This window comes from Alcanivorax sp. 24 (genome assembly GCF_004360225.1).
GTDB lineage: Bacteria > Pseudomonadota > Gammaproteobacteria > Pseudomonadales > Alcanivoracaceae > Alloalcanivorax > Alloalcanivorax xiamenensis.
Map to the genome: position 1 here is coordinate 23,990 of NZ_SNUA01000023.1, position 26,904 is coordinate 50,893.

Sequence of the window (26,904 nt, forward strand, 5' to 3'; positions counted from 1 at the left end):
CATGATTTTTATTACCTGCGGCCTTCATGGCAGGAGAAAGGCCTGATCTTATATTGCTGTGTCCCTGTGTCCCGAGGCGGTAACGGTATGGCCTGCGGTGAGCCCCTGGAGGGGTGGGTTGGTTCGGAAAACTGAATTAAAGTCCTTTTGGGTTATGAGAAGGGATCATTTTCTTTGAAGTAAGGGCTCAAACAGGTATGGACAAGAAAGCCAATAAGATTCTGCTTTCCACCTTTTGGAAGAACGGTTGGATTGACAGAAAGGACAGGGTTCTGACAGGGCTGGACGTTGAGTATGCGAAATCAAAGGGGTTGATGTTTGATCCGATTTCGATTTCACATGATGACTGCGTGGCTTCCATTTTCAGATTGGTAAACGAAACCCCTGTGGAGGCGGTGGCCAGAGGGTTTGTCAGTAGCCTGAGTCGTCGCCGTCTGGATTGGCGCTCCGCCCTATCCTCTTATGTGATTGCAAGGAGCATCCCCGGCCATCACTACACTCCTGTCGTCTCCGGAACTCACTATGTGGACGGAAAGCCGGCCGCGCACTCTTATTTTTGCGGTATTTGCGAAGGCTGCCGGTATGGGGTGATAGGGCATGAGTTCTATAAGGAAAGTGATCTTAATGTATTGAATTTCGAGCGGATGAAATGGGGCGGTGTTCGCCATGGTGACATTCTCTACATCCTTTTTGACATGAGGGAGTTTAAGCGGTGTGAGATTCCCGAGCCGACGGCTGATGATGTCGATTGTCTGAACGGCATCCTGAGTGTAATTGAAAGCTCCCAGCCCGATGATTATCCAGGTGCACTTGAGAAGCGGCTGGCCTCGGTTGTAAAGTCCAGCAAGGCGGAGCGGCAGGTTATCATTGAGATTCTGGCAAGCATCGGTGTGTTAAAACCCGGCAGCTACGACCGGCCGGTAAAGGGAAGAAACGACTGGGTGTTTGCCGAGTACTGGCGTGGTGAAGATGGCTATTGCCGTCAGGCGGTAGAAGAGTATTTCGGGCCATATTTATTGCTCTGACGGGGGCAGACGGTCAAACGGCTGATTGGACCACCTCCTGAATTTCTGGCATTACCAAACCAGGTTTCAAAAGGATAACGGTTCCGAAGGGGCGTTGAGAAGTGATAGGGTGAGTTCTTTCCTGCAAGAGTGAAGGATATGGCCAATGAAAAGGATTTTAAGGAAGTTGTTAGGTTTTAAATCAGGCACGAGAAGCCCTGATGAAGCCTCTCCCGCCAGGAAAACCCCGGAAGATCGGGCACCCTGAAGCGGCTGGAGGATTACAACGGTCTCACGGTTCAGGAAGTTCAGGTCGCCGAAGACGACTTTGTCATAGTGCTGATCAGCGAGGCACGGCAGCCTCTGCCTTTGGGAGTCGACCTGTCCAACGGGCGAATGGATCTTCTTGTCGCCACCGTTATAACCGATGACGAGATGGAAGGGTTCATGGGGAACGGTCGGGGTACGCTGCTGGACAAGTTGATCGCCGCGGGAGTGGGGCAAGTCAGCGAGTGGGACGGAAAATCAATCCTGCAGGGATAATGACACGATGCTTGATGAATCAGATATGAACCCGGAGCGCTGGGCCCGACTTATGACGCTGTGGGACTTCGGCGACAATACCGAGACGTATCGCTCCCTGGTGTCTTCCTACTCAGGGAAGGGCCGTTACTACCATTCGCGAGAACATGTTTCCGCTTGTCTTCGACATCTGGATAGATGCGTTTCGGAGATACAGTCCCCCTGTGAAGTAGAATTGGCCTTATGGTTTCATGATGCCATCTATGAGCCGCTTTCAGGAAAGAACGAGAAGAAGAGTGCTGACTGGGCACAATCTTTCGTGCTGGAGAATGGAGCATCCAGAGGTATCGCCGATAGGGTGCACCGTCTCATTATGGTTACCGAGCACAATGCTCCTGCGAAGACGAGTGATGAATCGCTGCTAGTGGATATCGATCTGGCTGTATTGGGCGCGGAACCCGAAACTTACCAGATCTTCGAAGAAGGCGTGCGCAGCGAATACAAGATGGTGCCATGGCCTTTATATAAAAAGAAGAGAGTGGAGGTGCTCAAGGGCTTTCTTGATCGCCCCAGAATCTTTCAGAACGAGCCTTTCCTGACAGAACGCGAGCAGCAAGCCAGAAGGAATCTGGCGGCGGCCATATCGAAACTGGAAGGGTAGCCCAGAGGCGGGCGGATGGTGGATCCAGTAAGGGAGCCTGATGGTGTCGAAGGTGATATTGAAAGGGGGCATCGTGGTGCCTGAGACCGATCTTGAGGCCGTCAAAGCCGAGCTGCCCACTTATATTGACGCCATCATGAGAGAGCCCGGCTGCTTCTTGGTTTGGATAGGTGTGCGCAAATAGGGAGTGTTCCGCAGCCGTTTACGATTCAGGACAAAAAAGGAAACACGCTTTCCGGCAATGGTGAGCTGGGGGACACATACGAGCGGTTTCATGGGCCGGACTGACGGACCGGGGTGGGCGCGTTGGCCTTCTATAAAATGGGGCGCTTGCCTTTGACCGATAGAAGTCTACTCCGCCCCTAAATAGCGGGTCACCACACCACGCCAACCTTCATCGTTTAAAATGCCCAGCAAGGCCTGGTCCAATGGCTCGCGGAGCGGAGACCCATTGGCCACGGCAATGGCGTAACTTTCTTCCCGCGCGAGCTGTGGCAGGACCAGTACCTCGTTTTCCTGGTTCTGGCGCAGCAAGTAACGCATTACCGGAGCGTCATGGACCACCGCATCAACGCGCCCTTGCGCCACGGCTTGCATCGCGTGTGCGATGTTCGGATAAGGCCGATAAGCAATGCCTTGATTGTCGAGCCAGTGAGAGGCACTGGTGCCGTCGACGGTTCCAACTTTAACCCGTGGCAGGTCCGCGACGCTGGAAACCCGGGTTTGCAGTTGATTAACCGTAACGCTGGAGGCAATGGCGGCGGTAAAACCGGATATGGTGATGATGCTGACAAACATCCAGATCAGGCCGATGACCCGGCCGGCCGGAGTGATTGGCGCTTTATCGCCGTAACCCACGGTGGTCATGGTGACCGCCGACCACCAAAAGCCGCTGCCAATGCCTTCACGGATGCTGCCACCGAACTGTTCAGGGTTGCGGTGGCGCTCCAACAGCCAGACCACGACGCCAACTGCCAGCAAGACCAATACCAGCGCGGTAACCGCGGAGAGGAATTTCCAACTGAACAGGCCTTGCAGCGTCGTCAGCCACCCGGAGGGACTGCTGGGCGTGGCGATGCCCAGGCCGGCACGAAACATGGGTTGAGTGAAGTCCAAACGCCGTTCCCGATCGGCGGTCACACTGATGGCCCCGATAGCCACATCGGCCTGGCCTTGCTCCACGGCTTCGAGCATTTCCGACACGCTTGGGTATGGGCGCAACTGGTAGTCCTGCCCCAGTTGACCGGCCAGTTGATGCCATAAATCGACACTGATACCGGTCCAGTGGCCTTCCTCCTGATAGCTGAAGGGCGGAGCCGATTTTACCGCCACGGTGAGTGGTTCGGCATGCGTCAGGCCGCTGATCAGCAGGCACACGACGGCGATCAAAAGAGGTGATGGGTGGGTGCGTTCCTGATATGGCATCCTTTCCTCCCGGTGGATGTCGGCTACGCCCAACAACGGCCACGGGCGCGTATCGTGTTTTTTTGCGTCGGGTTCAGGGTAGCGGTCTCTTCGCCGGCGCACCAGCAGGGCGGGAGAGGCGCGACGCAAAGTTCGGATGGGAAGGTCGATCTTGTTTTAGAGAGTCGAGGAAAAATGGGCTTTTCTGGTTATAGTGATGATTGCAAAAGAATCTGAACCGCTGTTACTCGCGGAGTTGTTGCTGCTCCGTTCGGGGGGTATTTGATAGGGGGACATGCTTGAGCGGAAAAGTGAAAGAGAGGTGAAACATGATCGCCTATACCATGGTTGGCATCCGGGATCTGGATAGAGCGAGTGACTTCTATACCCCGTTGTTCCAGGAAATGGGGTTTAAGGTGTGCTGGCGGGACGAAGATTGCGTCTCCTATGGTGTCGTTGATGATTTGTCGGTCCCCCGGTTCTTTGTCGGCTACCCATTTGATGGCGAGGCGGCCTCGGTTGGCAATGGCACCATGACGGCGTTCCAGCTCCCGGAGCCCCGGAAAGTAGACCGGCTCTATGACATCGCTATGCGTCAGGGTGGGAGTGATGAAGGCAAGCCGGGATATCGACCTCGGTACGGAGAGGGGTTCTATGCCGCTTACGTGCGGGATCCGGATGGCAACAAGCTGGCTTTTATTGTCTATGACGGCTAATCGGCTTGAGCACTACCTTCCGTCTGGAAAACGCCGTTGACACGGGAGGAGATTTGGCAGAATCAGGCAAGGGGGATGTCTTGCCGTTCTCCAGGGTTTATGTTGGCATGCTACACGTCAACCCACTTTGGTTAATCGTGAGAGCAGTCCAATGACCGACGACACCTATACGCCTCCGAAAGTCTGGCAATGGGAACCCGGCAACGGCGGCAAGTTCGCCAACATCAACCGGCCCATCGCCGGTGCCACCCATGACAAAGAACTACCGGTGGGCAAGCACCCATTGCAACTCTACTCCCTGGCCACGCCCAATGGCGTCAAGGTCACGGTGATGCTGGAGGAGTTGCTGGCCCTGGGGCATACGGGGGCGGAGTATGACGCCTGGCTGATCAATATCGGTGAAGGCGATCAATTCGGCAGCGGCTTCGTGGAAATCAATCCGAATTCCAAGATTCCCGCCATGGTGGATCACAGCGTGGACCCGCCGCGGCGTGTTTTTGAAACCGCCTCCATTGTCCTGTATTTGGCGGAGAAATTCGGCGCTCTGATACCCAAGGAGCAGGGGGGCCGCACCGAGTGTATGAACTGGCTGTTCTGGCAGCAGGGCGCGGCGCCTTTCCTGGGCGGTGGTTTCGGCCATTTTTATGCCTATGCCCCGGAGAAGTATCGCTACCCCATCGATCGCTACACCATGGAAGTGAAACGCCAACTCGACGTGTTGGATCGCCACCTGGCGGAGAACACTTATCTGGCCGGTGATGAATATTCCATCGCGGATGTGGCCACCTGGCCCTGGTACGGACAACTGGTATTGGGACGTTTGTACGATGCGGCCGAATTCCTGGACGTCGGGTCGTACAAAAACGTGGCCCGTTGGGCCCAGCAAATCGACGCCCGTCCGGCGGTGAGCCGTGGCCGCATGGTGAACCGGACTTTCGGTAAACCGGAAACCCAGCTCCGTGAGCGCCACGATGCCAGCGATTTCGACACCCGCACCCAGGACAAAATTGAGGCGCCCTGAGGTCGATTGCAAAGAGCGTTGGGGGCATGAAACAACGAAAGGCATTGCTCCAGCGAATTGCGGCGGTCATTACCAATAAAATGAACGGCGCAACCCTGCGTGTGGCCGTGGACGGTGCGGACGGGGCGGGGAAGAGCACCTTCGCGGATGAGTTATGGCGGATGTTGCGCGCGGATGAAATCAGGGTAATCCGCGCATCCGTCGATGGCTTCCATAACCCGGAGGTCGTTCGTTACCGCAGGGGACGCTATTCTCCGGAAGGTTTTTATTACGATTCCTATGATTACGAGGCCCTGAAGACGCTTCTTCTGGAACCATTGGCGCCCTCGGGAAGCGGGATCTACGTGACGGCTGCGTTCAACCATGGGATGGATCGGCCGGTGGTTGTGTCCCCGCGGAAGGCGAGTCGGGGAGACGTGCTTCTCTTTGATGGTATTTTCCTGCAGCGGCCGGAGTTGAGCGGATACTGGGATTTTTCCATCTATCTGGATATTCGCAGTGATACTTCCGTGTCCCGTTTGCAGCAACGGGATGGAGGCCCCGGTACCTCGGATCACCCTCTGAATCGCCGCTACCGGGATGGGCAGGTCATTTACCGGCAGCGATGTCATCCCATGGAAAAGGCGCATATCATCGTGGACAACAATGAACCGACAAGGCCGTTTATCATTAAGTGGAATCAAGGTTCACTGAATTGAAAAAGTAATCCATGACCCTGGTAAGGTGAAAAAACACATCTTCACGTCCTGCGGCGTGGCTAACCTCTCCGGAGGAGCGAACCAATATGCCTCTTTCAGTGGATACTCTGAGCGAAATACGAACCTTGCTACGCGGGTTTGATGAGCGCGATGACATCATTGGGATCCTGTGTGAAGAGATGTATGAGCCCGGGGAGCTGAATGAACAGGAGGTGCAATGGGACGGCACCTTCGTCCATCGCATCTTCATTCCCGATATGGGTTGGAAGCGTCGATAAACTCGCCCGTTACTGCCATTTGCTTTCGATGAGGGTGCCCCGTCCCACGGTCTTGGTCACCGGGGTTTTGGCGGCGATCTCCAGCAGCCGTTGACGTTGCTCGTCGGTCAGCTCCCTGCTGCAGGAAAGTGTCCGGTCGATGAACTCATTACCGTCCTCGTCGCGATGAAAATGCAGGTAGACGCTGATCTCCCCCAATTCCCAGCCCTTGCGGTCGGCGTACATACGCAGGGTGATGGAAGTGCAGGCACCAAGACTGGAAAGCAGCAACTCGTAGGGATTGGGGCCGCTGTCCTCGCCGCCCAGATCGGAGCCTTCATCGGCTTGAAAACGATGGTGACGGGCGTGGATATGCTGCTGGTAATGAGTGTCGCTGTATACCGATACCTTGGCCATTGCGGTCTCCATGACGGTGAGAAACAGAATGCCTACTGTGCCACAGCCGCGCCGGGATCGGGAATGCCCCTCTTTGGAGAGAGGGGCGGCGCGGTCAGGGTGGATAGAGCGGAGACGCGGGTAAGCGGATAACGCGGATAAGTAAATGGAAGCGCGCTGCGTCAGACCGCGTGGGCGGCCAGGTCATCGTCGATCTGGCGTGCCTTGATGGCCGCGGGGCGCTCCATCAGATTGGCGCAGTAGCGTTCGAACACCGGCCGCTTTTCGATGGTGCCAACAGCCATCTCGTAACCCAGATAAGCGCCAGCGAGCAGATCGGCGGCGGTGAATTGCTCCCCAACCAAATAATCCCTCCAGCGTAATTCGTTTTCCAACGTATTGAGTACCCGGTCCAGGGTGCCGTAGCCAGCGGTGACCGCTTTCTTGGCATCGTCGCCGACCTCGAAACCCAGCACATGGTTGGTGCAGGCCGCGTCAAACGGGCCCGCGATAAAAAACAGCCAACGATAGTAAGCGCCTCGTTCCCGGCTGGTCACAGCCGGAGCCAGTCCGGCTTGTGGGAAGGCATCGGCCAGATAGGTGCAAATCGCCGAGACCTCGGTGATCACGGTGTCGCCATGCACCAGCGCGGGGACTTTCCCCATCGGGTTGATCGCCAGATAGTCCGCGTCTCTCATCCCCAAACCGAATGACAAAACATGGGTCCGGTAGGGCTGGTTCACTTCTTCAAGCATCCAGCGCGCCACTCGGGCCCGAGACATGGGATTGGTGTAGAAAACCAGATCCTGACTCATGCAATCCTCTCCGTGTCATTGTTGATTGGAGAGCGAGTGTATCGGGGGCTCCTGTCAGATAATGGCAGCAGTGCCCCGTGGTTGGCATGAGCCGTCAGCCCTTCTTCGCCACCTTCTCCAGCGCCAGCAGGGTGTCCATATAACTGACGAAATGGTTCAGATAGTCCGGTGACAGGCCGCGCAGGGTTTCCACACTGCGGGTGACCAGGCGGTGTGCGTTTAGCGGGCCGGCGTCGCCGGGGGACTGGGCAATGGCGTGGTCAATGCGTTTCTGAGTATGCAGGCGGGCGCGGGTGGCGCGCAGTTGACGCAGAGCCTTGAGCTCCCGCTGCGATGTCAGGGGGCGGACATTGCGACGGCCTTTGCCGGCGGTCTTCTGGAACAGGTTGGGATGAGCCCTGAGCAACGCATCCAAAGGGGTGTTGTCGGGGCCTTCGTCCTCGATATCGCTGTCGTGCAGCGCTTCCAGTAACGCCACCAGCGGTGAGGGCGAACGTCGTGTCTGTTGCTCGGCGAGGCGCTGGAAGGCGCGCAGGTCACCCCTTTCGAAGAGATGATCCAACTGGGCCCGTGTGGCGTCATCGACGGCGTGGTAAGGCAAGGTGGCGCGCTGGGCCCGGGCCTTGTCCCTGGCTTCCTCGAAGCGCGCCTGATAGTCCGTCAGCGCCTGCTGTAATTTTTCCCGCTGCGCCGGTGACGGCGCCCGATGGCTCCCGGCCAGGCGTTGGGCCAGGGTGTCCAGATAACGGAAGCGCACCGGGTCGTAGCGGTCGGCGTGGTCGTCACGCAGCCGGGCAAGGCGCTGCAGCGGTGTGAGTGTCCCGGTGACGTCACTCACCGTTCTCGGCCTGGTTGTCCTGGCGCGGTACGGTGGTGATCTCCACCCGGCGATTCTTGGCGCGGGACGCTTCGCCCTGGTTCGGAACCACCGGCTGATTGTCACCGAAAGCAGCGGCGAAGATGCGGTCCGCCGGCATGCCCTGGGCGATCAGCGTGCGGGTAACGGTGAGCGCACGTTGTGCGGAAAGTCCCCAGTTATCCTGATAACGCGGATTCCCCTTCTGAATCGCCAGATCGTCGGTGAAGCCGCTCACCATCAGCAATTCATTATGCTCGCTGAGATAAGCGCGTAGCGGTTCCACCAGGCTGCTCAGCAGCTTCTCGCCCTCGGGTTGCAAGACATCGGAGTTGAGCGCGAACAAGACACTGCCGCTGATACCGATGCGGCCGTTGTGGAAGGTGATACGGCCGCTTGAAAGCGGATCCCGCAGCGCGTCCTCCAGCGCGATACGGCGCTGCTCCTCGACCTGGCGGCGGGCTTTTTCCTGTTGCAGGGACTGGCTCAATTCCAATTGGATACCGATCACCCACACGGTGATCAGCACGAAGATGCCCACCAGCGCCGCCATCAGATCGGAGAAGATGGCCCATACCGGCGTGGCCTGGGCCTGACGGTCGTGCAGCTCATCCATCAGCCGGCTCCGTTGCCGTTGGTGGCCGACTGCTGGCGCACCGCGCCAAGCGCTTCCAGCACATCCTTCTGCGAGGTCATGCTCAGGTCGATGACTTCCCGCGCCTGTTCCACGTAATAAGCCAGCTGTTCATCACTGCGCGTGGTGGCTTGTTCCAGGGCGGCCTCCACCTTTTGCAGATGATCCACGAGCTTGTCGTTGGCGTCGCTGAACAGCTGCACGGCGACGGAGAAGGCTTCGCTCAGACTGGCCACTTCATGGGCGCCGCCGGTAACGTCGGAGGCCACTTCATCCAGTTTGCGGCTTTGCTCTTCCACTTGCCGGGAGAAGGTGTCGCTGACGCTCTTGAGAACGTCGCCGGAATCACGGATCAGGCTTTCCACCGCCTCGCGCTGGGCGCTGGCGCCGTCACGCTGGGCCGCCAGCAGGGTTTCCAGCTCCGCCATGATGCGCCGGCGCTCCTCCAGCATATCGTTATCGCGCTCGCTGCTTCGGGACATTTCCTCGCGCAGTTGGCTGATCACCTCGGCGGCGGCCTTGGGCGTTTCCGAAGCGGTTTCGATGAGACGCGTCATGGGGGCTTCCAGGGCCGCGCCCAGGTCACCGAGATGGCGGGTGACCGTGGTTTCCAGTTCCGCCAGTCGCGCGGTGGCGGTTTCGCCACGTTGCGCTTCTTCGTTACGCAGCGTGGACAGGGCCTGGCCAGTGTCCGTTACCAGTTTCTCCAGGCCTTCACGCTGCTGTGCAATCAGGGTCTCGGCGGCGTTCTGGAATTGCTCATTGTGGCTTTGCAGAGCCTGGATGATGTTGTCAATCAGGCCGGCGGCGGAGCGCTGCTGCTGATCCAGGCCATGACGCCACTGTTCGGCGGTTTGTTCGGTGGTGGCCTGGAAGCGCTCGGCCAGTGTCGCCAGTTGCTGTTCGCCGGTGCTTTGCAGCTGCTGGTGGTGTTCGCGAGTCTGTTCCAGCAGCGTGTTGCTATGCCGGTGGAAGGTATCGTTGTGGTCCTTCAGAGCGGCGCCGAGGCTATCCGACAATTGGGTGTTGGCGTGTTGCTGTTCACTCAGGCCATCGCGCCATTGCTCCGCGGCACGCTCGGTGGTGGTCTGGAAGTGCTCCGCCAGGGCGGTCAGTTGCGCCTCACTGGCCTGCTGTAACTGTTGATGATGATCGCGGGCCTGGACCAGCAGGAGCTCGCTTTGTTCGCGGAAGCGCTCGCCGTGGGCTTGCAGTGCGTCGGCGACCTGTTCGGCCAGTTGGCGGCTCTGTTGCCGCTGCTCGCCGAGACCGGTTTGCCAGGCCTGGGCGGCGTGCTCGGTGGTGGCCTGGAAGTGCTCGGCCAGCTCCGACAGCTGCGCCTTGCCGGTTTCACGCAGTTGCTGATGATGCTCCCGGGTTTGCGCCAGCAGTTCGCTGCTGTGCTGCTCGAAGCGGCTGTTGTGGGCCTGGAGCGCGGCGTCGATGTCGGCGGCCAGTTTGCCGGTGCTTTGTTGTTGTTCGGCGAGCCCTTGTTGCCAGTGCCGGGCGGCTTGTTCGGTGGTGGCTTGGAAGCGTTCCGCCAGGGTGCCGAGCTGACGCTCGCTGATCTCGCTCAGGGTCTGATGGGTGCTCTCCGCCTGTTGTCCCAGACGGGCCATGGCCGCTTCCACGATCGGGCGGGTGCTCTCCGCGGCGATGCGGCCACTGTCCGCCAGGCTTTGCTTCAGGGTGTCGCTGACCGAGTGGGCCAGCTGCTGATAGTGGCCGCTGACGTTGTCATGGAATTGCTGCTGGTTCCGCGTCAGCGCGCCGCTGACCTGCTCGCTCATGTGTTCCATGCGTTCGGCCAGATGGCCGAGTTGGGCAACCACTTCGGGGAAAGCGGCGGACTGCTCTCGCAACGCCTGGTAAGTATCGCGTTGTTGCTGGCCGATTGAGAACGCGCGCAGATCCGTGGCGATATGAGTGTCCAGCTCACGGCCGGTCAGAATCCGGTCCCGGCGGCTCAGGGCGGCGGCCAGACCGAGCATGGCGGAACTGGCGACACCGGCGATGGAAGTACCGAACGCCAGGCTCATGCCGCTGATGGGAGCGGCCAGGGCGTTACGGATAGCGTGCAGTTCGCTGCCGCCTTCCAGCGCGGTAACGGCACCGCGCAAGGTCACGATCATACCAATGAAGGTGCCGAGCAGGCCGAGCATGACCAGCAAACCGGAGAGATAAGGCGTCAGCATCGGACCGGGCAGAGCGACCGGTTCACCTTCCACCCGGCGGCGCACCGCGTTGCGCAGGGAATCGGGCAGGCCAGCGATCCACTGGCCGAGACAGTCCGGGCTGTTCGGCAATTGCTCCAGACCGTGGCGCAATTGAGCGGTGGCGCGGCGGAATTGCCGCAGCTCCAGAAAGCCCAGGCCGTACACCAGTGCGATCAGCAGGATGGCGGTTAGCGCCACCAGGTCGGTACCGAGAAAGCCCAGGCCCACCCAGATCACCGTGATGGCGCCCAGGATGAAGGTCAGCGCGAAAAGAAAACGTGTCATTGCGGGAGTGGTTCCTCGTGATTCAATGCGTCCAGCAGGCCTTGCACCGGTTCCAAACGGGTTTCCAGTTCCGCCAGCAGCAGCGTCTGCATTTCCTGGTGAAACTGATGTAACCAGCCCCCGGGTGTCACCCAGGCGTCGATCGGATCGGGCTGGTCTGCCGAGTGTTGATTGCGGTGCGCCCGCCAAAGGGAGCGAAAGCGTTTGCCCAGTACCATCGGTATGGCGCCGAAGCAGTAGCGGCCATAGCTGGCCAGGGTGTTGTCGAACACCGTGTCGAGCACGGCGAGCTGGGCGAGTGTGTGATTCTGGGCGGCAAAACCGTCGCGCAGACGTTGCCGCAGATACTGAATGGCGGTGATCAGTTGTCTCTGGTGGGACAGGTAAAAACGTTCATAGGGCTTGAACACCGGTGGCGTCTCGGTGATCCGCGGCAAGCGCAGCTTCACCTTGGCGTCACCGGGCTCGAAACTCAGGGTGATGCCGTTGATGAGCGTGTCACGGGTTTGGGCGAAGTCGGCCCGGAGCCGCTCCGCCAGCCCTTCTTTGGGGTGGAATGGCCCCATGGGCTGGTACTTATAGGCGGCGTCCAGTGCGATGGTGTCGGACAGATCGAACAGCCGGCCCATACGTTCCGCGAAGCAGGTGTGGGCATCGAGGCCGGCGCCATTGCCCAGCGCGGCCACCAGCTGTACCAGTCTGGCGCTGGGAGGGGCCGGTTGCGCTTTTTTTTGCGTCCTGTTCGTGCTGTTGCTCATGGGCCGCCGTGGCTAGGAAAAAGGTATGACCATGCCGTCGCCTGACGCGACGGGAAACCGCCCATTCTAATCAACTGCGGCGGCCCCACCAATCCTGCGGATGCCTGAGTCGGTTGGCGGGTCAGCCGGGATCGTTGGCGGCGGGCATGGTGACCACGCCCCGGGCCAGAAGAGCGTCGATGGCGGTGTCGGCGAAGCCGGCCTCCCGTAGCACGTCCCGGCTGTCGCCGCCGAGGCGCGGCGCCGGCCGGTCCGGCCGCGTCGGAGCATCAATGAAGCGTAACGGGTGGCGGGTGGCGAGCAGCTTCCCTTCGCTGGGGTGATCCACCTGTTGAAAGAAATCCACTGCCCGCAAATGCGGGTCGGCGAGCAAGTCTTCCAGTGTGTTTACCGGGCCGCAGGGAATATCCCGCTCCTTCAGCGCGGTCAGCCAGTACTCGTTGCCATGGGATGGCATGCACTCGGCGACGACCTGATACAGCTCGCCAATGCGCTCGCTGCGACGGGCCGGGTGCATGACCCATTCCGCCCGGCCCAGATCATCCCGACCCACCAGGCCGAGAAACCGTTGCCAGTGGCGGGAGGTGTAGGGCAGCACCGCGATGTAGCCGTCGGCGGTTTGATAGGGGCGCCGATAGGGGGTCATCAAGCGGTCGTAGCGCAGCGAGCCCCGCGGTGGCTCGAAGACATGGCCGGCAAGGTGTTCGGCCAGCAGGAAAGAAACCAGGCTTTCAAACATCGGTGCTTCCACCGCACCGCCCTGGCCAGTGCGTTCCCGCTGCAACAGAGCCGCGGCGATGCCGACAGTGGCGTACAGGCCGGCCACCTTGTCCGCCAGGACTGTTGGTGCGAAGGCGGGCGGGGAGTCGGGGGTGTGATTCAGCGAAGCCAGTCCGCTGATCGCCTGCATGATGTCGTCGTAGGCAGGGTCGTCGGCGTAAGGGCCGTCGCCACCGAATCCCACCGCGGCGCAATACACCAGGCGTGGGTTGAGAGGGCCGAGGGTGTCATGGTCGATGCCCAGTTTTCTGGCGGCGGCGGGGCGGATGTTGTGCAACAGCACATCCGCCTGGGCCACCAACCGGTGCAGTGTGGCCTGTCCCTGATCGGTTTTCAGGTCCAGGACCAGGGACCGTTTATTGCGATTCAGATTGAGAAAGCCGGCGCCCATGCCCGGGTGCCGGGCCGGTGCGGCGGCGCGGAAAATATCCCCCTCCGGGGATTCCACCTTGATCACTTCGGCGCCCAGGTCGGCAAGAAGCTGGGAAGCGAAAGGCCCCAACACCACGGTGCTCAGATCCAGCACCGTTATCCCTTTAAGCAACTCGAACATGGTATTTCCTCACTGCATTGCCGATGTTCGGGAGGCGCCTTCCCCGTCATCGGCGGAATGATTTTTTTATTCAGTCTTGCATGGTGGTGTTTATTCGTGCAACGCTATTTTGAATCAATGGTTCACAGGGTGAACCTTTGCTGAAGGCAAACCCTGTTCAAGCAGAGCGAGGCGCATGGGATACGCACCGGTATCGGCGGTCCTGAAGGGACTGAAAGTGTTGGAGGTGGTGAATCGTCTGGGGCCGGCGAGTCTCCGTGACATCACCGAGGCCACCGGCTTGCCCAAGGCGTCCACTCTGAGACTTCTGGATACCCTGCAGCACGCCGGTTATGTCTCGGTAATGAACGATAGCCGCCGCTATATCGTCACCGCCAGGGTCTTGTCCCTGTCCAATAATTTCCATCCGGACGACGCGCTTCTCGCGGCCGCCGTTCCGGTATTGAAAGCGCTGCGTGATAAAACCGGCTGGCCGTCGGACCTGGGCATTTATCAGCACGGCAAGATGGTGATCGCGGATACCAACCGGCAACCCGGTGCGTTTTCGATGAACCGTTCGGTGGGGTCACGGGTTTCCATGACCACCACTTCGCTGGGCAAAGTCTACATGGCGTTCTGTCCGGAGCCGGAACGGGAAGAAATTTTTCTTCACTTGTCACGGCTTGATGACCCGGATGAGAACAGCGCTCTCAGAGGCGAAGCCGTCGAGCGTCTGATAAAGAAAATTCGCAAGCAGGGTTATGCCACCAGCGATCAGGAACAAGGCAAGAGCATACGGGCGGTGTCGGTGCCGGTGATGCTTGGTGACCGGGTGGCGTGTTCGTTCAACGTCATTGTGCCGGCTCAGGTGATGTCGATGGCGCAGGTGGTAACCGACTACGTGCCGCTGATCAGCGCCGCGGCCCGGGAGATAGAACAGCGTATTCAGGGATAGGCCGGTTCCATCCGGTCATTGCCATGGCGAAGGAGAGGTAACGTGATCGAGGCCCTGCCGTTTCAGGTCCGGCCGAATCAAAATAATGCAGAATAGAGGTGACGTAATGAAAATAATAACGTCGATTATGCGAAAACAGGTCCCGCTCTGGGGCTTGATGCTGACTCTGCTGTCCGCGCCCTGGGCCCAGGCGCGGGACATGACCCTGGCGGATTCTTTTCCATTGGACCACTACTTGTCCAAGGAAGGCACGGTGTACTGGATGAACCGGGTCACCGAACTGACCGGAGGTGATCTCGCGTTCCAGCATTATCCGGCGGAACAGATCGCCAAGGCTTCTGAGATCATGCGCCGGGTCCAGGACGGGGTGGTGGATGTGGGGTATGTGGGCATCGGTTATGTCAGTGATCGCATGCCCTTGAATGGCGCCACCATGTTGCCCGGTGTGGTCCGTGATTCAACCCGAGCAAGCCAGGCGTACTGGTCTGAACTGAAAGACCCGGACAGTGTTTATCGCAAGGAATTCGAAAAGAATGGTCTGGTCCCGGTGTTCGCGGTACTGCTGCCACCCTACCAGGTGGTACTGAACAAGCCGGCCATAGACTCGACCAGTGACTTCAAGGGATTGAATTTGCGTTCCTCCGGCAGTCTGGACCTGGCGGTGCAGGCATTGGGAGCGTCACCGGTCTCCATGGCGGCGCCGGATATCTATCTGGCTTTGCAGCGGGGAACGCTGGACGGCACGCTGTTGCCGGTGACGAGTATCACTCCCTATCGGGTCGATGAGGTGACCTCCAGCGTATCCACCAATGGTGCCTTCGGCAGTTTCGCCATCACCGTCGCCATGAATGCCGAGCGCTACGAGGCACTTGATGATGCTCGGAAACATGCCATTCGGCAGGCCGGGGACGAGACCGTCCGGCATTTGAGCGAGTACGAGGCGGAGGCGGTCAGTCAGCTTCTGACGCAATTCAAGGACCAGGGTATCCAGGTTTACGCCTTTTCCGATCCCACCCTGAAAACCATCGAGCAGCGTCTTGACGGTGTCCGCGAGCAATGGGCCAGACGTATGGAGAAACGCGGTCTGGATGGCCAGCAAGCGTTGCAGGCCATGGAGCATGCTCTCGAACAGACTGGCCGGTGACGCCGATGTCCGGTTCTCTCAAATTGCTGGAGCGGGGACTGGCGGTTATTGCCGTGGGCGCGGTACTGGCGATGATGTTGCTGGTCAGTCTGGATGTGATCGCGCGCTACCTGTTCAAAGCACCACTGACCTTCCAGTACAGCCTGACCGAGGATTACCTGATGGTCATCATGGTGGCACTGGCGTTGCCATGGGCGGAACGGCGAGGCGCCTTCATTCGCTTGACGCCGTTTCATCGTCTCATGAGCCCTGGGGTACGCCGCGGCTTGTACGCGCTCAATAATCTGATAATCGCTCTGATGCTGTTGGCGATGACCTGGTATGCCGGTGAGCGGGTATGGGTTGACTGGTGGGAACAGCGGGTGATCTTCGGTGTGATCGACTGGCCGGTATGGCTGTCCCACGTCTGGGTCCCGATAGGAACCCTGGTTCTCTCCCTGAGACTGTTCACCAACGCCTGCCTGTATCTTCTGGGAAAAGCGGAAGTGCCATCGCCGCCATCCCTGGACGAGATGGGTGAAGGCGAGGAGGCGTTGCGATGATCATCATGATCGGAGTCGGTTTGCTCATCGTGCTGCTATTGATGGAAATGCCGATCGCCTTCGCCATGATGGTGGCGGCCACGGTGGGGTTGTGGCTGGTGGGCGGAGAGCTGATGGTGCACAGCTACCTGGCGGATGCATTTCATAACGTCACCGCTTCCTACACCATGCTGACCATTCCCATGTTCGTTTTGATGGCTCAGTACATGGCCCAGAGTGGCATGGCCAGGGATATTATTGCCTGCAGCGACACCTGGTTGCGGCGCTTCAACGGTGGTTTGGGCATGGCCTGTGTGTTCGCGAGCGCCTTCATGGCGGCGATCATTGGCTCCAGCACCGCCTCCTGCGCCACCATGTCCTCGGCGGCCTTTCCATCCATGCGTGAGAGCGGTTACGACCGCCGTATCTCGGTGGGCATAATCGCCATCGCCGGCACTCTGGCGATTATGATCCCGCCGAGCATCGTGCTGATTATTTACGGCATCCTGACACAGCAATCCGTGGGCAAGTTACTGATCGCGGGTCTTGTGCCGGGCCTGCTCACCGCCGCCGGCTACATCCTCACCATCTGGGGCTTGAGTAAACGGCGTCCGGATCTGGTACCCAGGCCAACCGCCTTCAATATGCGCGAGGCGATGGGGGCGTTACGTCCGGTCTGGCCCGCCATGCTGCTGATGGTGGTGACTATTGGCGGCTTGTACAGCGGTCTGGCCACGCCAACGGAAATCGGCGCTGTGGGCTCGCTGGCGGCCTTGGTGATCGTGCTGCTGATGCGGCGTATCGACAAACGGCGTTTCGCCAGCGCCATGACCGAAACACTGGGCACCACGGTGATGATCATCACGATCATCATCGGAGCCATGATGTTCGGCTACTTTCTCACCCTGACGCAGGCGACCCAATCCCTCATTGCCATGATTAACGACGCCAACCTGTCACCCTGGGCGGTGCTGTTGACCCTGGTGGTGATCTATCTGGTGCTGGGCATGCTCATGGATCAGATGGCGATTCTGGTGTTGACCGTGCCGGTGACCTTCGCGCTGATCACCCAGTTGGGCTTCGATGGCATCTGGTATGGCATCGTCATAACGAAGACCGTGGAGATTGGTCTGGTGACGCCGCCGCTCGGACTCAATGTGTTTATCACCTCCGGTATTACCCGGGTGCCGGTGGGTGAGTGCTTCCGGGGGGTGGCGCCCTTCGTTCTGGTGGATTTGCTGATTCTCGGACTGCTCCTGGCGTTTCCGGAAATCAGCTTGTTCCTGCCCGGCCTGATGAAATAGTGAATGACATAGGAAACCGTGATGAATTTTGATCTTCCCGAAGAGTTGGTGACACTGCGCGACGCGGTCACCGACGTGTGTGAAAAGCACCTGGTTCCCGGCATCAAGGAGTTCGAGCAGCGGCAGGAATTTGCTTACCCGCTGATCCGGGAGATGGGCAAGGCCGGTCTGTTCGGCGCGCCGTTCCCGGAAGAGCTGGGCGGTAGCGCCGCTGGTTTCCTGGCGGTGTCGGTGATCGCCGAGGAAATTTCCCGGTTGGCGCCGGAGTTTGGTTACGCCATGAACATGCAGTCAATGACTTGCCCTTACACTATCTACAATTGGGGCACGGAAGAGCAGGCGCGGCGGTTCGTGCCGGGGTTGATTGCCGGCGAGCAGATCGGCATGTTCGCCTTGTCCGAAGAAGGCAGCGGCTCTGATCCGGCGGGTTCCATGCGCACCGTGGCCAGACGTGATGGTGACGTGTATCGCCTGAATGGCTCGAAGATGTGGATCACTTTTTCTCATGCCACGGATGTGGGGGTTTTGTTCGCCAAAACCGACCCACACGCCGATCCGATGCATACTGGCATCACCGCTTTCATCGTGCAGCCGAAGCAATTCGAAGGCTACAGCGCGCAACCGATTGAATTGCCCGGCCTGTCCAAATCACTGCGCAGCTGTACCGTATTCCTTGATGACTTCGTGGTGCCGGTGGAGAACCGGCTTGGTGAAGAGGGGCAGGGATTCCGTATCGCCATGAATGCTCTCGAGTACGGCCGTTTGACTGTCAGTGGACGATTGACCGGCCTGGCGCAATCCGCCCTGGAAGTGGCGCGGAACTACGCCAATGAGCGCATCATTGGCGGCAAACCGATCGCCCGCTTTCAATTGATCCAGGAACGCATCGCCGATGCCACGGTGGCAGTGGAGGCGGCGCGATTGATGTCGCATCGGGTGGGCTGGACCATGGACCAGGGGCGGGTATCGACCCGGGTGGCGTCCCGTGCCAAGTATTTTGCTACCCAGGCGGCGCGGCTCGCCGGTGACGTGGCCAGGGAAGTGCTGGGCGGTAATGCTCTGACGGCGGAGTATCCGGTCAACAAGATCAATGCCTATATCGACATGCTCACTGTCGGCGAGGGCTCCGAGAACGTGCAGCGAGTTCTGATTGGAGAGGATTCCCTGGGGATCAAGGATGCTACCCGGCATGCCATGCGCAACCGCTTCGTGGGAATGTTGTAGCGCCGGTGGCGTGGAAGGCCGCGGCGGGAGCTAGCAAGGAAAGCTCCCGCCGCGGCTTCGTGGTTCCGTTCTATGGGCCGCAATGGACCTTAACGTGTTGTCTCAGAACGGCAGAGCTTTCTGAATCAGACCGGCGATATCGCCTTGTCCTTGTTTCTGGAAATACTGCAGGATCAGCGGGATAAACTGCACCAGGGTATCCTTGTCCAGTCCCAGCTTTTGCATGCCGCCGGCGATTTGCGTCAGACCCGCCAGCTTGTCACTGCCCATGCTGGAAAGCAGCCCACCGGCCATGCCGAGCAGAGAGTCGCCGCCGCTTTCCGGGGCTTGCGACATCATTCCTTCCAGTTTGGGTTCGGCGCCGAGAATACGGCCGAAGTCGGTGCCGGAAAGATTGTCCTTTACCAGTTTCATCAGCAGGCCGGTGCCGCCCTCGGCTTGCTGGCCACTGACCCCGAGGGTGGACACGAGTTGGTTGATCAGGTCCATGGCCTTGTCTCCTTGCCGGTATTTACTTGGGAATACGGATTTTCTGACCCGGGTAGATCAGGTCGGGGTCCTTGATCACTTCACGGTTGGCTTCGAAGATGGCGGTATATTTGTTGCCGTCGCCGTAAAACTGGCTGGCCACCTTCCACAAGGTGTCGCCTTTCTGAATTTCGTAGTACTCCACTTCTTCCACTGCTGCTTCCGCCGGCAGGGTCAGGGCGTCGCCTTCCACTTTCTCCACGTTTTCCACGTTACCGGCCAGCAGTACGGTTTTTTCCTTGGCGGCCTGATTTTCGCAATCACCGCTGAGTGTGGCGCAGCCGTCGGCGAACTTCACCTCCAGGTTCGACACACCGGGATTGTCCTCCAGAATGTGTGCTTTGATTTTTTCGGCCGCGTCCGTGTCATCGCTACCGAACAGTTTCTTACCGATGTTTTTCGCAAAGCTGAACAGATCCATGTTGCATTCCTCATACATTAAGGTGGGTCAGGCTCGGGGCCAGGGCTTGATTATTTCCCTATTGGCACGGCAAACACCATGCCAGATGATCTTTTCTTACCGTAATTCAACACTATTTTGTGATTGTCTCGTGACGGCGCTTCGCGTCATGCAACTATTGGATTATGTTTGGCGGATCGGTGGGCCCTGAATCGGGAGGGGCTGATGCCGGAGGCAGGGACAATGACTTCCGCCAGGGACAGCGAGGCGCTGGAGGATGCGATCAGAGGCCGCGGTGCCTTTCGCCGCTTCAAGTCCCTGGTCTTTGATCTTGGCCTGGAGGATGAATGGCATCGGTTCAGGGGCGGGGCGTTGGAGGCGATGTTGGCGGACTGGATGGATTCGGAGAGGATCGAGTACGACGATTAGCCCGGGGTTGATCCCGCTTCCGCGGATAACGACAATCCTGTTTTCCATAGCGATCCCGTGAGATTGGCACCGTTGCGTCTATTCTGTTCTTTCATGGTTCTCGTGTTGCTCAGTGCCGGTGCCGCGGGCGACACCGTCTGGCTGAAAAATGGCGACCGGCTTACCGGCGAGATCGTGCTGATGGACAGCACCAAACTGCTGTTGGAGACCCCCTACGCCGGTGCGGTGCCGATAGATCGGGAGATGATCAGCACGCTGCAAAGTGACCATGGGTTGCTGGTGAAGTGGCCTGGGGGCAACGGTGAGGTCAGCAAGACGGTGGCGGCGGGGCAGCCAGGGCGGATCGTCGTCAGCAATGGCGAGGAAACCTCCGTGGAGTTGACCAGTGTCACCCGGATGTTGCGTCCCAAACCCTTGCTGCAGGACCTGGAGTGGACCGGCGACCTGGAGTTCGATATCAATTACGAGCGGGCCGAGCGGGACACCGATGACTTCGATCTGGCCCTGAACAATCAAGCCCGACACGGGCCCTGGCGGCATAACCTGCAGGCCGACTACAACCGCAAGTTCCGTGACGATGTGCGTATTGAGCAGGACTGGAGCGCCAAGTACGCGCTGGACCGCTTCATCACTCAGAGCCGTTTCTGGCAGACCCGCTACGAGTATCAGCGTGATTGGTTCGAGAACGTACGCCGACGACGTGCCCTCGGCACCGGGCCGGGGTACCAGTTCTGGGACAATGAGTTGGGTGCCTTTTCCCTGGCCTGGCTGCTCAGCTACAACCAGTTCTCCTACGCGGAAAGGAGCGACAAGGATTTCTATGCCTTGAGCATGCAGTGGGATTACACCCGCTATCTGGTGGGCAAGACCTTCGAGCTGTTCAGCCGGGGCAGCGTCGGCAAGGCCCTGAGCGGCGTGGAGGGCTATTCCGTGGATGCGGAATTCGGCGTGCGATACCGGCTCACGGACTGGGCCTCACTGAGCATGAAAGTGGAAACCGATCTGGTGAAGGATTTCTCCGAGGACCTGGATGAAACCGATTACAGTCTTGGGCTGGGCATCGGATGGTGAGGTGGCGCCGACGGTCTAGGGCCAATTCCATGGCGGGGTATCCAACAGCCCCTGGCCTCTGATCCGGGTTTCCCCAAGCTCTTTCTCCAGTTCCACGCCATGGCAATCCGGTTCCTGATTCAATGCCGCCACCAGGCGGCTGGCGTGGCTGATCACCCACACCTGGCCGTGGCGGCTGGCGCGGGCAATCAATCGCGCCAGGGCGGGCAACAGATCCGGATGCAGGCTGTTTTCCGGTTCGTTCAGAACCATCAGTGAGGGTGGTCGTGGTGTCAGTAAGGCCGCGATCAAAAGCAGATAACGCAGGGTGCCATCGGACAGCTCCGCGGCTGTCAACGGACGCAGCAGGCCGTACTGATGGAAGGCGATCTTGAGCCGGCCATCGTTCAGGGGAACGATGGCCAGGCGCGCTCCGGGAAACGCGTCCTCGATGGCGCTGTCGAGCGCTTCGGCATCGCCGATTTCCCGGATGGTTTGCAGGGCCGCGGCCAGATCGCGGCCGTCGTGATGCAGCACGGAGGTGCGGGTGCCGAGCTGAACCTGCCGGGCGGGGGCGTCCTGATCGGTGCGAAAGTGGTCGTAGAAGCGCCAGCCGCGAATTCGCTCGCGCAAAGTGACCACCTCCGGTGTGGAGCGGGCGTCGGCCACCTGGCTGAACAGGCTGTCGAAGCTGTTGAGGTGCTCACTGATAACCTGCCAGTGGCCTTCGCTCCGGGTCTTCACCAGCGGGCCGCCGCGATCCACCAGCACCGTGGCCGGACGATAGCCGGAGCCGGCCCAGATCAGCTCCCGCTTGATCTCCGGGTCCAGATTGAAAGCGGTGGTGACATCCGGTTTCGGCAGACCCAGCTCGATCAGATAGCCATAGTCCTCATCGTTGAATCCGAGGCGCAGGCGGCGGCTATGCTGGCGAGGCCCGCCCTGCACCGGCACCGAGCCGTTGCGCATGCCTTTGGTGAGGGTCTCTGGTCCGGCCCAGAACGTGGACTCCAGCCCGCCTTCGGCGGCCAGGGCGGCGATGACGTCGTCACGTGCGGTGGCGGCCAGCAACCGCAGGGCCCGGTACAAATTGGATTTGCCGCTGCCGTTGGCGCCGGTGACCACATTCAGGGGGGCCAGCGGCACGGTCAGATTCAGAACGGAACGATAGTTGCCAATGGCCAGCGTGGTCAGCATGCCGGGGGTTCCCTGGTGGCGAAGAGAGGCCAGTAAAAAGGAATCCCGATAGTGTTTCAAGGCGGTGAACACGGCCTTCCTCATCACCCTCGCCGTGCTATGCTGGCGCCCATGAAAGCCGTCATCATTATTGTGAGTGCCCTGCTGGGGGCGATGCCGTTACCGGTCGTGGCCCAGCCCTCGACGGAGTCCGCCTTCGTGACGGCCTTGGTCGATGCCGCCATGGCGCGAACCCGGGTATCCGTCACCTATGACGGCGGTTATCGCCGCATTGATTATCCCAACGGGGACGTGCCCGACAATATTGGCGTTTGCACGGATGTGGTGATTCGCTCTTATCGCAAGGTCGGGGTGGATCTGCAGCGTCTGGTGCACGAGGACATGAGACAAGCCTTCGATGCCTATCCTAAGCACTGGGGATTGCGCCGCCCCGACACCAATATCGATCATCGGCGCGTGCCCAATCTGCAAACGTTCTTTGAGCGTCAGGGGGCGGCGCTGCCGGTTTCCGACCGGGCCGACGCTTACCGTCCCGGAGACCTGGTCACCTGGATGCTGCCCGGTAATCTCCCGCACATTGGGGTGGTCGCCAATCAACGTTCCACCGATAGCGGCCGTCCCTTGATCATTCACAACATCGGACGCGGGCCGGAATTGGAGGATCTGCTGTTCTCTTATCCCATCACCGGGCACTACCGTTATGTCCGGCTTCCCAGCCGGGAGGCATCGCATGGTGATGCCCACTGATATGTTGTCTCAGCGGCCCCGCCGCCGCTCAATGGCGACCTGAATCAACGGCATCCGGTCATTGCCGAAGTACATGTCATCGCCGTCGATAAAAATAGTAGGTGAACCGAAGCCGCCCCGTCGTATGACGGCCTCCGTGTTCTCGCGCAGCTGGTCCTTGATCCCGGGTTCCTGGATGCCGGCGAAGAAAGCGTCCCGGTCCACGCCCAGCTGTTCCAGAATCGGGATCAACTGGTCGTCCTGGGCGATGTCCTTGCCATCGCGCCAATAGCTCTGGAACACCGCCCGGGCAAAGGGCACCAGCTTGCCCTGAGGGGCGAGCCAGAGGCAGCCGCGCATGGCCTTGACGCTGTTCACCGGAAATACCTCCGGCCAATTGATTTCCAGCCCCTGATAGCGCGCCCAGTCCCGCAGATCCTTGCGCATATAGCTCGCTTTCTGCGGTACCGGTTTTTCTCGCGAAGCGTACACGGAGGGGTTGATGGTATTGAAGATGCCGCCCACCAGGATGGGTTTCCATTCGATGCTGGTGCCGGTGTCGTTGGCGACGTTTTGAATACTCTCGAAGCCCAGATAAGTCCAGGGGCTGGAGCAGTCGAAGTAAAACTCGATCATGGCGAAATCCTTGTGGTGTTATTCGCTGGTCACGGTTTGGTTCTGGCCGAACAGGACCCGTTTGGCGTCGTCGGACATGGTGCTCTGGCGCAGCGCCTTGCCCACAGCGAGGCCTTTTTGCAGCGCTTCGCGGCCCCGCAACCGCGAGAACCAGCGCGCTACGTTGGGGAAGTCGTCCAGTGTGATGCCCTGGGCTTTGTGGGTCATCACCCAGGGAAAGATAGCCATGTCGGCGATGGAATAGTCGCCGGCCACGCAGGGGACGTCAGTAAGGGCCTGATCCAGGACGCCGTAGAGGCGCCGGGCCTCGCGGCCGTAGCGGTCAATGGCGTAGGGTTCCTTCTCCGGTGCGTATAACAGGAAATGCCCGTTTTGACCCAGCATCGGCCCCAAGCCGCCCATTTGCCACATCAGCCACTGTTTGACCCGGTAGCGTCCACGCAGGTCCACGGGCAGGAAGCAGCCGCTCTTCTCGGCCAGATACTCCAGGATGGCTCCGCTTTCGAAAAGGGAAACCGGCTCGCCGCCATCCTCCGGCGCATGATCCACCAGTGCCGGCATCCGGCCATTGGGGCTGAGGGAGAGGAACGCCGGATCGAATTGCTCTCCCTTGCCGATATTGACCGGCACGATGCGGTAAGGCAGTCCGCACTCCTCCAGCATGATGGTGATTTTCCAGCCATTGGGGGTGGGCCAGTAGTACAGATCAAGCACAAGCGTCTCCCGGAGTTATTGTCGTGGTTATGGGCGGTATACCGCCGGGTCCAGACCAATCTAAAACATTCCCACCGGTTTCGCGAAAGCAACGGGCTGAAGGAGGGGCGCCATGGGAGGGGCGGGTTGACGGAGTAGAATGATCGTTCTACTCTCTTCGCCATGACCACTCCTTCACGACAATCAACCAAACAGCGTCCGGCAACAGTGCGAGCGAAGCTGCTCGCCGTCACCGAGCGACTGATCTATACCGGCGGCATTCACGCCACCGGCATGGATCGCATCGTGCGTGAATCCGGTGTGGCGAGGAAAAGCATTTACCGCTACTTCCCCACCAAGGAAGCGCTGGTGGCGGAGGCGCTGCGTGAGCGGGATGAACGCTGGATGAACTGGTTCGTCTCGGCATGCGAAACAGCACCGCCGGGGCCGCCACGCTTGCGGGCGATCTTCGAAGCGCTGGCGGACTGGTTTTCCCAGGACGACTTCAATGGTTGCGCTTTCATCAACGCCGCTGGCGAAGTCGCCGCCGGACCTGTTCATGACGTGGCCCGGGCCCACAAGCGCCGGCTGCGAGACTATCTTTGTTCGGTGCTGGCGGAGTGCGGTGTAACGGACGCGGCGACGGCGGCCGCGGACCTTCTGATTTTGGTCGACGGCGCGATCATCAGTGCCCGCGTCGGAGGGGATTCCCGCGCGGCACAGCGGGCCGCACGCATGGCGCATCAGCTGGTGCGGGATCAAAACGTGTCATCAACCACTGGAGATTCATTATGACGTCCGCTTCACGCCCTCCGTTGCCTCCTTTTACCCGTGAAAGCGCCATCGAAAAGGTGCGTTTGGCGGAAGACGGTTGGAATAGCCGTGACGCTGGTAAAGTGGCGCGGGCCTACAGTTTGAATACCAACTGGCGGAACCGGGCCGAGTTCGTGCGCGGTCGGGGCCAGGCGCGAGCCTTTCTTGAACGCAAATGGGACAAGGAGCTGGAATACCGCCTGATCAAGGAGTTATGGGCGTTCTCGGAGAATCGCATCGCCGTGCGTTATGCCTACGAATGGCGGGATGATTCCGGCAACTGGTTCAGATCCTACGGCAATGAGAACTGGGAATTCGACGATGATGGTCTGATGTGCCATCGATACTCCAGTATCAACGATCTGCCGATTGGCGAGCAGGAACGCAAGTTTCACTGGCCGTTGGGGCGTCGTCCCGATGACCACCCCGGCCTGTCGGATCTGGGGCTTTAACCGACCGCTCAGGGCAGATTGAGTTGCCAGGATACGCCGAAGCGGTCGACTACCCAGGCAAAGCGGGTGCTGAATCCATAGTTATCCAGCGGCATCATGACCTCGCCTTGCTCGGACAGATTCTCATAAAGCGAGGTCAGTTCGTCTTCGCCATCGCAATCGATAAAGAAGGAGAACGAAGGCGTGAAATCGAAATCGTGGGGGATCGGAGAGTCAATACAGCGGACAACCTGCTGTCCCAGACGAAACATCGCCTGGTAAACGCGTCCGGCCGCCTCCGGCTGTGTCTCGTCATAGTGTGACAGACTGATGATCTCGCTGTCCTCGATCAGAGAGACATAAAAGCGCAACGCCGCTTCGGCATTGCCCTGGAACATCAAAAAAGGGGTGATTGCCCGTGCCATGGCGTGCTCCGATTAGAAAGGCAACAATCAGGGTATCAGTCTAGGGCCTGTTCACGCTATTTGCATCCCGCCTGCTGGATGCAAATAGCATGAACAGGCTCTCATCAGTAGGTGTCCCCTTTTACTGACGGAACATCGCTTCCTCCCGATTGTTGACACCGGCTGGGTGGCTGTTAAAAAGGGGGGAGGGAAACAGTCTGTTTCTCGATGATGGAATAACAGAATAACTAAAGGATGAGAACCATGGATTTCAGTGATGAGCAGGACCCCTATACCCGCGACGATTTCAAAGCCGAAGTCGAAGAGGCCATTACTCGTCTGGAAAAAGCCAATGACGTGGCGCAGGAAGCAGTGAGCTTCCATCTGGCCCGCGCTTCCGGTTTGTTCTTCAGCCGTTTTGGCACCATGGATGAGTTCATGATGGCTTCGGAAGACGTGAAGATGGGTTATATCGAAGAGCTGAATGAGCGGGAGGACGAATACGCGGAAACGGACCGCTTTGCGTCCTACGCTTTTGCCCTGTTCAAAATGTGGGTGGGAACGGTGATCGAATGCGACCGGGAATTAATGGTTCTTTTCGTGGAACGACTGGGGCCGTTCATGAATCGGGGCGAGAAACTCATCCTCGAATTGCTGGATGAGGAGGAGAATGAGAAGACGCATTAGTTCCCGGTTGCCCGCTGGCCGGGCGGCTCCCCAAGCCTGCTTGTGGGCCTTGCAGCAATGAATTCGGAGATTGCTACAAGGCCGCTGTGGGAGATTCTATGGTGCCCTGCAATGCTTAAAAGAGCTTTGCGGGGCAATATTCTTGTTGCTGCTTCATCAGGGCGAAGGCGGTGCGGGCGATCTTCCGGGCCAGGATGACCAAGGCTT

General features: G+C 59.4%; 31 protein-coding genes. 17 read left to right on the forward strand and 14 right to left on the reverse strand.

Annotated features, from left to right (window positions below):
• Positions 1-197: 197 nt before the first annotated feature.
• Both E0L37_RS20315 and E0L37_RS20325 read left to right on the forward strand, forming a co-directional pair.
• Positions 198-1,025, forward strand: coding sequence for a hypothetical protein (locus E0L37_RS20315; RefSeq protein ID WP_133493469.1), 828 nt, complete (start codon positions 198-200; stop codon positions 1,023-1,025).
• Positions 1,026-1,554: 529 nt separating this feature from the next.
• A complete protein-coding gene (locus E0L37_RS20325) occupies positions 1,555-2,187 on the forward strand; it encodes an N-methyl-D-aspartate receptor NMDAR2C subunit (RefSeq protein ID WP_133493470.1) in 633 nt (210 codons plus the stop codon).
• 351 nt (positions 2,188-2,538) lie between these two features.
• Here the strand turns inward: E0L37_RS20325 and E0L37_RS20330 are convergent, their stop codons facing one another.
• Positions 2,539-3,612 (reverse strand): transporter substrate-binding domain-containing protein, encoded by a 1,074-nt coding sequence (locus E0L37_RS20330; RefSeq protein ID WP_133493471.1) that lies wholly within the window; start codon positions 3,610-3,612, stop codon positions 2,539-2,541.
• A 308-nt stretch (positions 3,613-3,920) separates the two neighbouring features.
• Between E0L37_RS20330 and E0L37_RS20335 the strand changes: the two genes are divergently transcribed.
• The 4 genes from E0L37_RS20335 (at position 3,921) to E0L37_RS20350 (ending at position 6,304) form a co-directional block, all read left to right on the forward strand.
• Positions 3,921-4,307 (forward strand): VOC family protein, encoded by a 387-nt coding sequence (locus tag E0L37_RS20335; RefSeq protein ID WP_133493472.1) that lies wholly within the window; start codon positions 3,921-3,923, stop codon positions 4,305-4,307.
• A gap of 151 nt (positions 4,308-4,458) precedes the next feature.
• Positions 4,459-5,328 (forward strand): glutathione-dependent disulfide-bond oxidoreductase, encoded by an 870-nt coding sequence (gene yghU, locus E0L37_RS20340; RefSeq protein WP_133493473.1) that lies wholly within the window; start codon positions 4,459-4,461, stop codon positions 5,326-5,328.
• Positions 5,329-5,354: 26 nt separating this feature from the next.
• Complete coding sequence (locus E0L37_RS20345; RefSeq protein ID WP_205655664.1) at positions 5,355-6,026, forward strand: hypothetical protein; 672 nt, start codon at positions 5,355-5,357, stop codon at positions 6,024-6,026.
• 86 nt (positions 6,027-6,112) lie between these two features.
• Positions 6,113-6,304 (forward strand): hypothetical protein, encoded by a 192-nt coding sequence (locus tag E0L37_RS20350; protein WP_133493474.1) that lies wholly within the window; start codon positions 6,113-6,115, stop codon positions 6,302-6,304.
• A gap of 9 nt (positions 6,305-6,313) precedes the next feature.
• Here E0L37_RS20350 and E0L37_RS20355 read toward each other — a convergent pair whose 3' ends face one another.
• From E0L37_RS20355 to E0L37_RS20385, 7 genes are all read right to left on the reverse strand, one after another.
• Positions 6,314-6,700 carry an OsmC family protein gene (locus E0L37_RS20355; RefSeq protein WP_133493475.1) on the reverse strand — a complete coding sequence of 129 codons (387 nt, stop codon included), beginning with the start codon at positions 6,698-6,700 and terminating at the stop codon, positions 6,314-6,316.
• 161 nt (positions 6,701-6,861) lie between these two features.
• A complete protein-coding gene (locus tag E0L37_RS20360; RefSeq protein WP_133493476.1) occupies positions 6,862-7,494 on the reverse strand; it encodes a glutathione S-transferase family protein in 633 nt (210 codons plus the stop codon).
• A gap of 94 nt (positions 7,495-7,588) precedes the next feature.
• The gene (locus E0L37_RS20365; RefSeq protein WP_159660639.1) at positions 7,589-8,332 is read right to left on the reverse strand and encodes a DUF2894 domain-containing protein; all 744 of its coding nucleotides are present in this window, start codon (positions 8,330-8,332) and stop codon (positions 7,589-7,591) included.
• Positions 8,325-8,966: an OmpA family protein gene (locus E0L37_RS20370; RefSeq protein ID WP_133493478.1), complete on the reverse strand. Its 642-nt coding sequence runs from the start codon at positions 8,964-8,966 to the stop codon at positions 8,325-8,327. Before E0L37_RS20370 ends, E0L37_RS20365 begins: the two co-directional genes overlap by 8 nt.
• Positions 8,966-11,485, reverse strand: coding sequence for a DUF802 domain-containing protein (locus tag E0L37_RS20375; RefSeq protein WP_240687525.1), 2,520 nt, complete (start codon positions 11,483-11,485; stop codon positions 8,966-8,968). Before E0L37_RS20375 ends, E0L37_RS20370 begins: the two co-directional genes overlap by 1 nt.
• The gene (locus E0L37_RS20380) at positions 11,482-12,243 is read right to left on the reverse strand and encodes a DUF3348 domain-containing protein (RefSeq protein WP_133493479.1); all 762 of its coding nucleotides are present in this window, start codon (positions 12,241-12,243) and stop codon (positions 11,482-11,484) included. The genes E0L37_RS20375 and E0L37_RS20380 overlap by 4 nt, the downstream gene beginning before the upstream one ends.
• Before the next feature lie 121 nt (positions 12,244-12,364).
• Positions 12,365-13,576, reverse strand: coding sequence for a CaiB/BaiF CoA-transferase family protein (locus tag E0L37_RS20385; protein ID WP_133493480.1), 1,212 nt, complete (start codon positions 13,574-13,576; stop codon positions 12,365-12,367).
• Between the two features lie 175 nt (positions 13,577-13,751).
• Between E0L37_RS20385 and E0L37_RS20390 the strand changes: the two genes are divergently transcribed.
• The 5 genes from E0L37_RS20390 (at position 13,752) to E0L37_RS20410 (ending at position 18,703) form a co-directional block, all read left to right on the forward strand.
• On the forward strand, positions 13,752-14,510 hold the full coding sequence (locus E0L37_RS20390; RefSeq protein ID WP_133493481.1) for an IclR family transcriptional regulator C-terminal domain-containing protein: 759 nt from the start codon (positions 13,752-13,754) through the stop codon (positions 14,508-14,510).
• 106 nt (positions 14,511-14,616) lie between these two features.
• On the forward strand, positions 14,617-15,654 hold the full coding sequence (gene dctP, locus E0L37_RS20395; RefSeq protein WP_159660643.1) for a TRAP transporter substrate-binding protein DctP: 1,038 nt from the start codon (positions 14,617-14,619) through the stop codon (positions 15,652-15,654).
• A 5-nt stretch (positions 15,655-15,659) separates the two neighbouring features.
• The gene (locus E0L37_RS20400) at positions 15,660-16,196 is read left to right on the forward strand and encodes a TRAP transporter small permease (RefSeq protein WP_166643109.1); all 537 of its coding nucleotides are present in this window, start codon (positions 15,660-15,662) and stop codon (positions 16,194-16,196) included.
• A complete protein-coding gene (locus E0L37_RS20405) occupies positions 16,193-17,479 on the forward strand; it encodes a TRAP transporter large permease (protein ID WP_133493484.1) in 1,287 nt (428 codons plus the stop codon). The genes E0L37_RS20400 and E0L37_RS20405 overlap by 4 nt, the downstream gene beginning before the upstream one ends.
• Before the next feature lie 21 nt (positions 17,480-17,500).
• Positions 17,501-18,703, forward strand: a complete 1,203-nt coding sequence (locus E0L37_RS20410) for an acyl-CoA dehydrogenase family protein (RefSeq protein ID WP_133493485.1) — start codon at positions 17,501-17,503, stop codon at positions 18,701-18,703.
• Positions 18,704-18,805: 102 nt separating this feature from the next.
• Here the strand turns inward: E0L37_RS20410 and E0L37_RS20415 are convergent, their stop codons facing one another.
• Both E0L37_RS20415 and lysM read right to left on the reverse strand, forming a co-directional pair.
• Positions 18,806-19,192 carry a DUF2780 domain-containing protein gene (locus E0L37_RS20415; RefSeq protein WP_133493486.1) on the reverse strand — a complete coding sequence of 129 codons (387 nt, stop codon included), beginning with the start codon at positions 19,190-19,192 and terminating at the stop codon, positions 18,806-18,808.
• 22 nt (positions 19,193-19,214) lie between these two features.
• Positions 19,215-19,652, reverse strand: coding sequence for a peptidoglycan-binding protein LysM (lysM, locus tag E0L37_RS20420; protein WP_022996968.1), 438 nt, complete (start codon positions 19,650-19,652; stop codon positions 19,215-19,217).
• A 222-nt stretch (positions 19,653-19,874) separates the two neighbouring features.
• Between lysM and E0L37_RS20425 the strand changes: the two genes are divergently transcribed.
• Positions 19,875-20,060 (forward strand): hypothetical protein, encoded by a 186-nt coding sequence (locus tag E0L37_RS20425; RefSeq protein WP_133493487.1) that lies wholly within the window; start codon positions 19,875-19,877, stop codon positions 20,058-20,060.
• 93 nt (positions 20,061-20,153) lie between these two features.
• A complete protein-coding gene (locus tag E0L37_RS20430) occupies positions 20,154-21,131 on the forward strand; it encodes a DUF481 domain-containing protein (RefSeq protein ID WP_133493488.1) in 978 nt (325 codons plus the stop codon).
• A gap of 15 nt (positions 21,132-21,146) precedes the next feature.
• On the opposite strand, the gene E0L37_RS20435 is transcribed toward E0L37_RS20430, so the two are convergent.
• The gene (locus E0L37_RS20435) at positions 21,147-22,307 is read right to left on the reverse strand and encodes an AAA family ATPase (protein WP_133493498.1); all 1,161 of its coding nucleotides are present in this window, start codon (positions 22,305-22,307) and stop codon (positions 21,147-21,149) included.
• Between the two features lie 111 nt (positions 22,308-22,418).
• On the opposite strand from E0L37_RS20435, the gene E0L37_RS20440 reads away from it, so the two are divergent.
• Positions 22,419-23,054 (forward strand): DUF1287 domain-containing protein, encoded by a 636-nt coding sequence (locus tag E0L37_RS20440; RefSeq protein ID WP_240687526.1) that lies wholly within the window; start codon positions 22,419-22,421, stop codon positions 23,052-23,054.
• Positions 23,055-23,063: 9 nt separating this feature from the next.
• Here E0L37_RS20440 and E0L37_RS20445 read toward each other — a convergent pair whose 3' ends face one another.
• A complete protein-coding gene (locus tag E0L37_RS20445; RefSeq protein WP_133493489.1) occupies positions 23,064-23,669 on the reverse strand; it encodes a 2-hydroxychromene-2-carboxylate isomerase in 606 nt (201 codons plus the stop codon).
• A gap of 18 nt (positions 23,670-23,687) precedes the next feature.
• Complete coding sequence (locus tag E0L37_RS20450) at positions 23,688-24,383, reverse strand: glutathione S-transferase N-terminal domain-containing protein (RefSeq protein ID WP_133493490.1); 696 nt, start codon at positions 24,381-24,383, stop codon at positions 23,688-23,690.
• Positions 24,384-24,590: 207 nt separating this feature from the next.
• Here E0L37_RS20450 and E0L37_RS20455 point away from each other — a divergent pair, with 207 nt between their 5' ends.
• Together E0L37_RS20455 and E0L37_RS20460 are read left to right on the forward strand one after the other, a co-directional pair.
• Entirely contained in the window at positions 24,591-25,157 is a 567-nt protein-coding gene (locus E0L37_RS20455; protein ID WP_240687527.1) for a TetR/AcrR family transcriptional regulator, read from the forward strand.
• On the forward strand, positions 25,154-25,627 hold the full coding sequence (locus E0L37_RS20460) for a nuclear transport factor 2 family protein (RefSeq protein WP_133493492.1): 474 nt from the start codon (positions 25,154-25,156) through the stop codon (positions 25,625-25,627). Before E0L37_RS20455 ends, E0L37_RS20460 begins: the two co-directional genes overlap by 4 nt.
• 8 nt (positions 25,628-25,635) lie before the next feature.
• On the opposite strand, the gene E0L37_RS20465 is transcribed toward E0L37_RS20460, so the two are convergent.
• On the reverse strand, positions 25,636-26,031 hold the full coding sequence (locus E0L37_RS20465) for a VOC family protein (RefSeq protein WP_133493493.1): 396 nt from the start codon (positions 26,029-26,031) through the stop codon (positions 25,636-25,638).
• 243 nt (positions 26,032-26,274) lie between these two features.
• On the opposite strand from E0L37_RS20465, the gene E0L37_RS20470 reads away from it, so the two are divergent.
• Positions 26,275-26,697, forward strand: a complete 423-nt coding sequence (locus E0L37_RS20470; protein ID WP_133493494.1) for a hypothetical protein — start codon at positions 26,275-26,277, stop codon at positions 26,695-26,697.
• Positions 26,698-26,904 lie beyond the last annotated feature (207 nt).

Bases quoted from the DNA above. Each gene is read 5' to 3' on its own strand.
- E0L37_RS20315 (WP_133493469.1), top strand. From the start codon at position 198: ATGGACAAGAAAGCCAATAAGATTCTGCTTTCCACCTTTTGGAAGAAC.
- E0L37_RS20325 (WP_133493470.1), top strand. From the start codon at position 1,555: ATGCTTGATGAATCAGATATGAACCCGGAGCGCTGGGCCCGACTTATG.
- E0L37_RS20330 (WP_133493471.1), bottom strand. From the start codon at position 3,612: ATGCCATATCAGGAACGCACCCACCCATCACCTCTTTTGATCGCCGTC.
- E0L37_RS20335 (WP_133493472.1), top strand. From the start codon at position 3,921: ATGATCGCCTATACCATGGTTGGCATCCGGGATCTGGATAGAGCGAGT.
- yghU (WP_133493473.1), top strand. From the start codon at position 4,459: ATGACCGACGACACCTATACGCCTCCGAAAGTCTGGCAATGGGAACCC.
- E0L37_RS20345 (WP_205655664.1), top strand. From the start codon at position 5,355: ATGAAACAACGAAAGGCATTGCTCCAGCGAATTGCGGCGGTCATTACC.
- E0L37_RS20350 (WP_133493474.1), top strand. From the start codon at position 6,113: ATGCCTCTTTCAGTGGATACTCTGAGCGAAATACGAACCTTGCTACGC.
- E0L37_RS20355 (WP_133493475.1), bottom strand. From the start codon at position 6,700: ATGGCCAAGGTATCGGTATACAGCGACACTCATTACCAGCAGCATATC.
- E0L37_RS20360 (WP_133493476.1), bottom strand. From the start codon at position 7,494: ATGAGTCAGGATCTGGTTTTCTACACCAATCCCATGTCTCGGGCCCGA.
- E0L37_RS20370 (WP_133493478.1), bottom strand. From the start codon at position 8,966: ATGGATGAGCTGCACGACCGTCAGGCCCAGGCCACGCCGGTATGGGCC.
- E0L37_RS20375 (WP_240687525.1), bottom strand. From the start codon at position 11,485: ATGACACGTTTTCTTTTCGCGCTGACCTTCATCCTGGGCGCCATCACG.
- E0L37_RS20380 (WP_133493479.1), bottom strand. From the start codon at position 12,243: ATGAGCAACAGCACGAACAGGACGCAAAAAAAAGCGCAACCGGCCCCT.
- E0L37_RS20385 (WP_133493480.1), bottom strand. From the start codon at position 13,576: ATGTTCGAGTTGCTTAAAGGGATAACGGTGCTGGATCTGAGCACCGTG.
- E0L37_RS20390 (WP_133493481.1), top strand. From the start codon at position 13,752: ATGGGATACGCACCGGTATCGGCGGTCCTGAAGGGACTGAAAGTGTTG.
- dctP (WP_159660643.1), top strand. From the start codon at position 14,617: ATGAAAATAATAACGTCGATTATGCGAAAACAGGTCCCGCTCTGGGGC.
- E0L37_RS20400 (WP_166643109.1), top strand. From the start codon at position 15,660: ATGTCCGGTTCTCTCAAATTGCTGGAGCGGGGACTGGCGGTTATTGCC.
- E0L37_RS20405 (WP_133493484.1), top strand. From the start codon at position 16,193: ATGATCATCATGATCGGAGTCGGTTTGCTCATCGTGCTGCTATTGATG.
- E0L37_RS20410 (WP_133493485.1), top strand. From the start codon at position 17,501: ATGAATTTTGATCTTCCCGAAGAGTTGGTGACACTGCGCGACGCGGTC.
- E0L37_RS20415 (WP_133493486.1), bottom strand. From the start codon at position 19,192: ATGGACCTGATCAACCAACTCGTGTCCACCCTCGGGGTCAGTGGCCAG.
- lysM (WP_022996968.1), bottom strand. From the start codon at position 19,652: ATGGATCTGTTCAGCTTTGCGAAAAACATCGGTAAGAAACTGTTCGGT.
- E0L37_RS20425 (WP_133493487.1), top strand. From the start codon at position 19,875: ATGACTTCCGCCAGGGACAGCGAGGCGCTGGAGGATGCGATCAGAGGC.
- E0L37_RS20430 (WP_133493488.1), top strand. From the start codon at position 20,154: ATGGTTCTCGTGTTGCTCAGTGCCGGTGCCGCGGGCGACACCGTCTGG.
- E0L37_RS20435 (WP_133493498.1), bottom strand. From the start codon at position 22,307: ATGCTGACCACGCTGGCCATTGGCAACTATCGTTCCGTTCTGAATCTG.
- E0L37_RS20440 (WP_240687526.1), top strand. From the start codon at position 22,419: ATGAAAGCCGTCATCATTATTGTGAGTGCCCTGCTGGGGGCGATGCCG.
- E0L37_RS20445 (WP_133493489.1), bottom strand. From the start codon at position 23,669: ATGATCGAGTTTTACTTCGACTGCTCCAGCCCCTGGACTTATCTGGGC.
- E0L37_RS20460 (WP_133493492.1), top strand. From the start codon at position 25,154: ATGACGTCCGCTTCACGCCCTCCGTTGCCTCCTTTTACCCGTGAAAGC.
- E0L37_RS20465 (WP_133493493.1), bottom strand. From the start codon at position 26,031: ATGGCACGGGCAATCACCCCTTTTTTGATGTTCCAGGGCAATGCCGAA.
- E0L37_RS20470 (WP_133493494.1), top strand. From the start codon at position 26,275: ATGGATTTCAGTGATGAGCAGGACCCCTATACCCGCGACGATTTCAAA.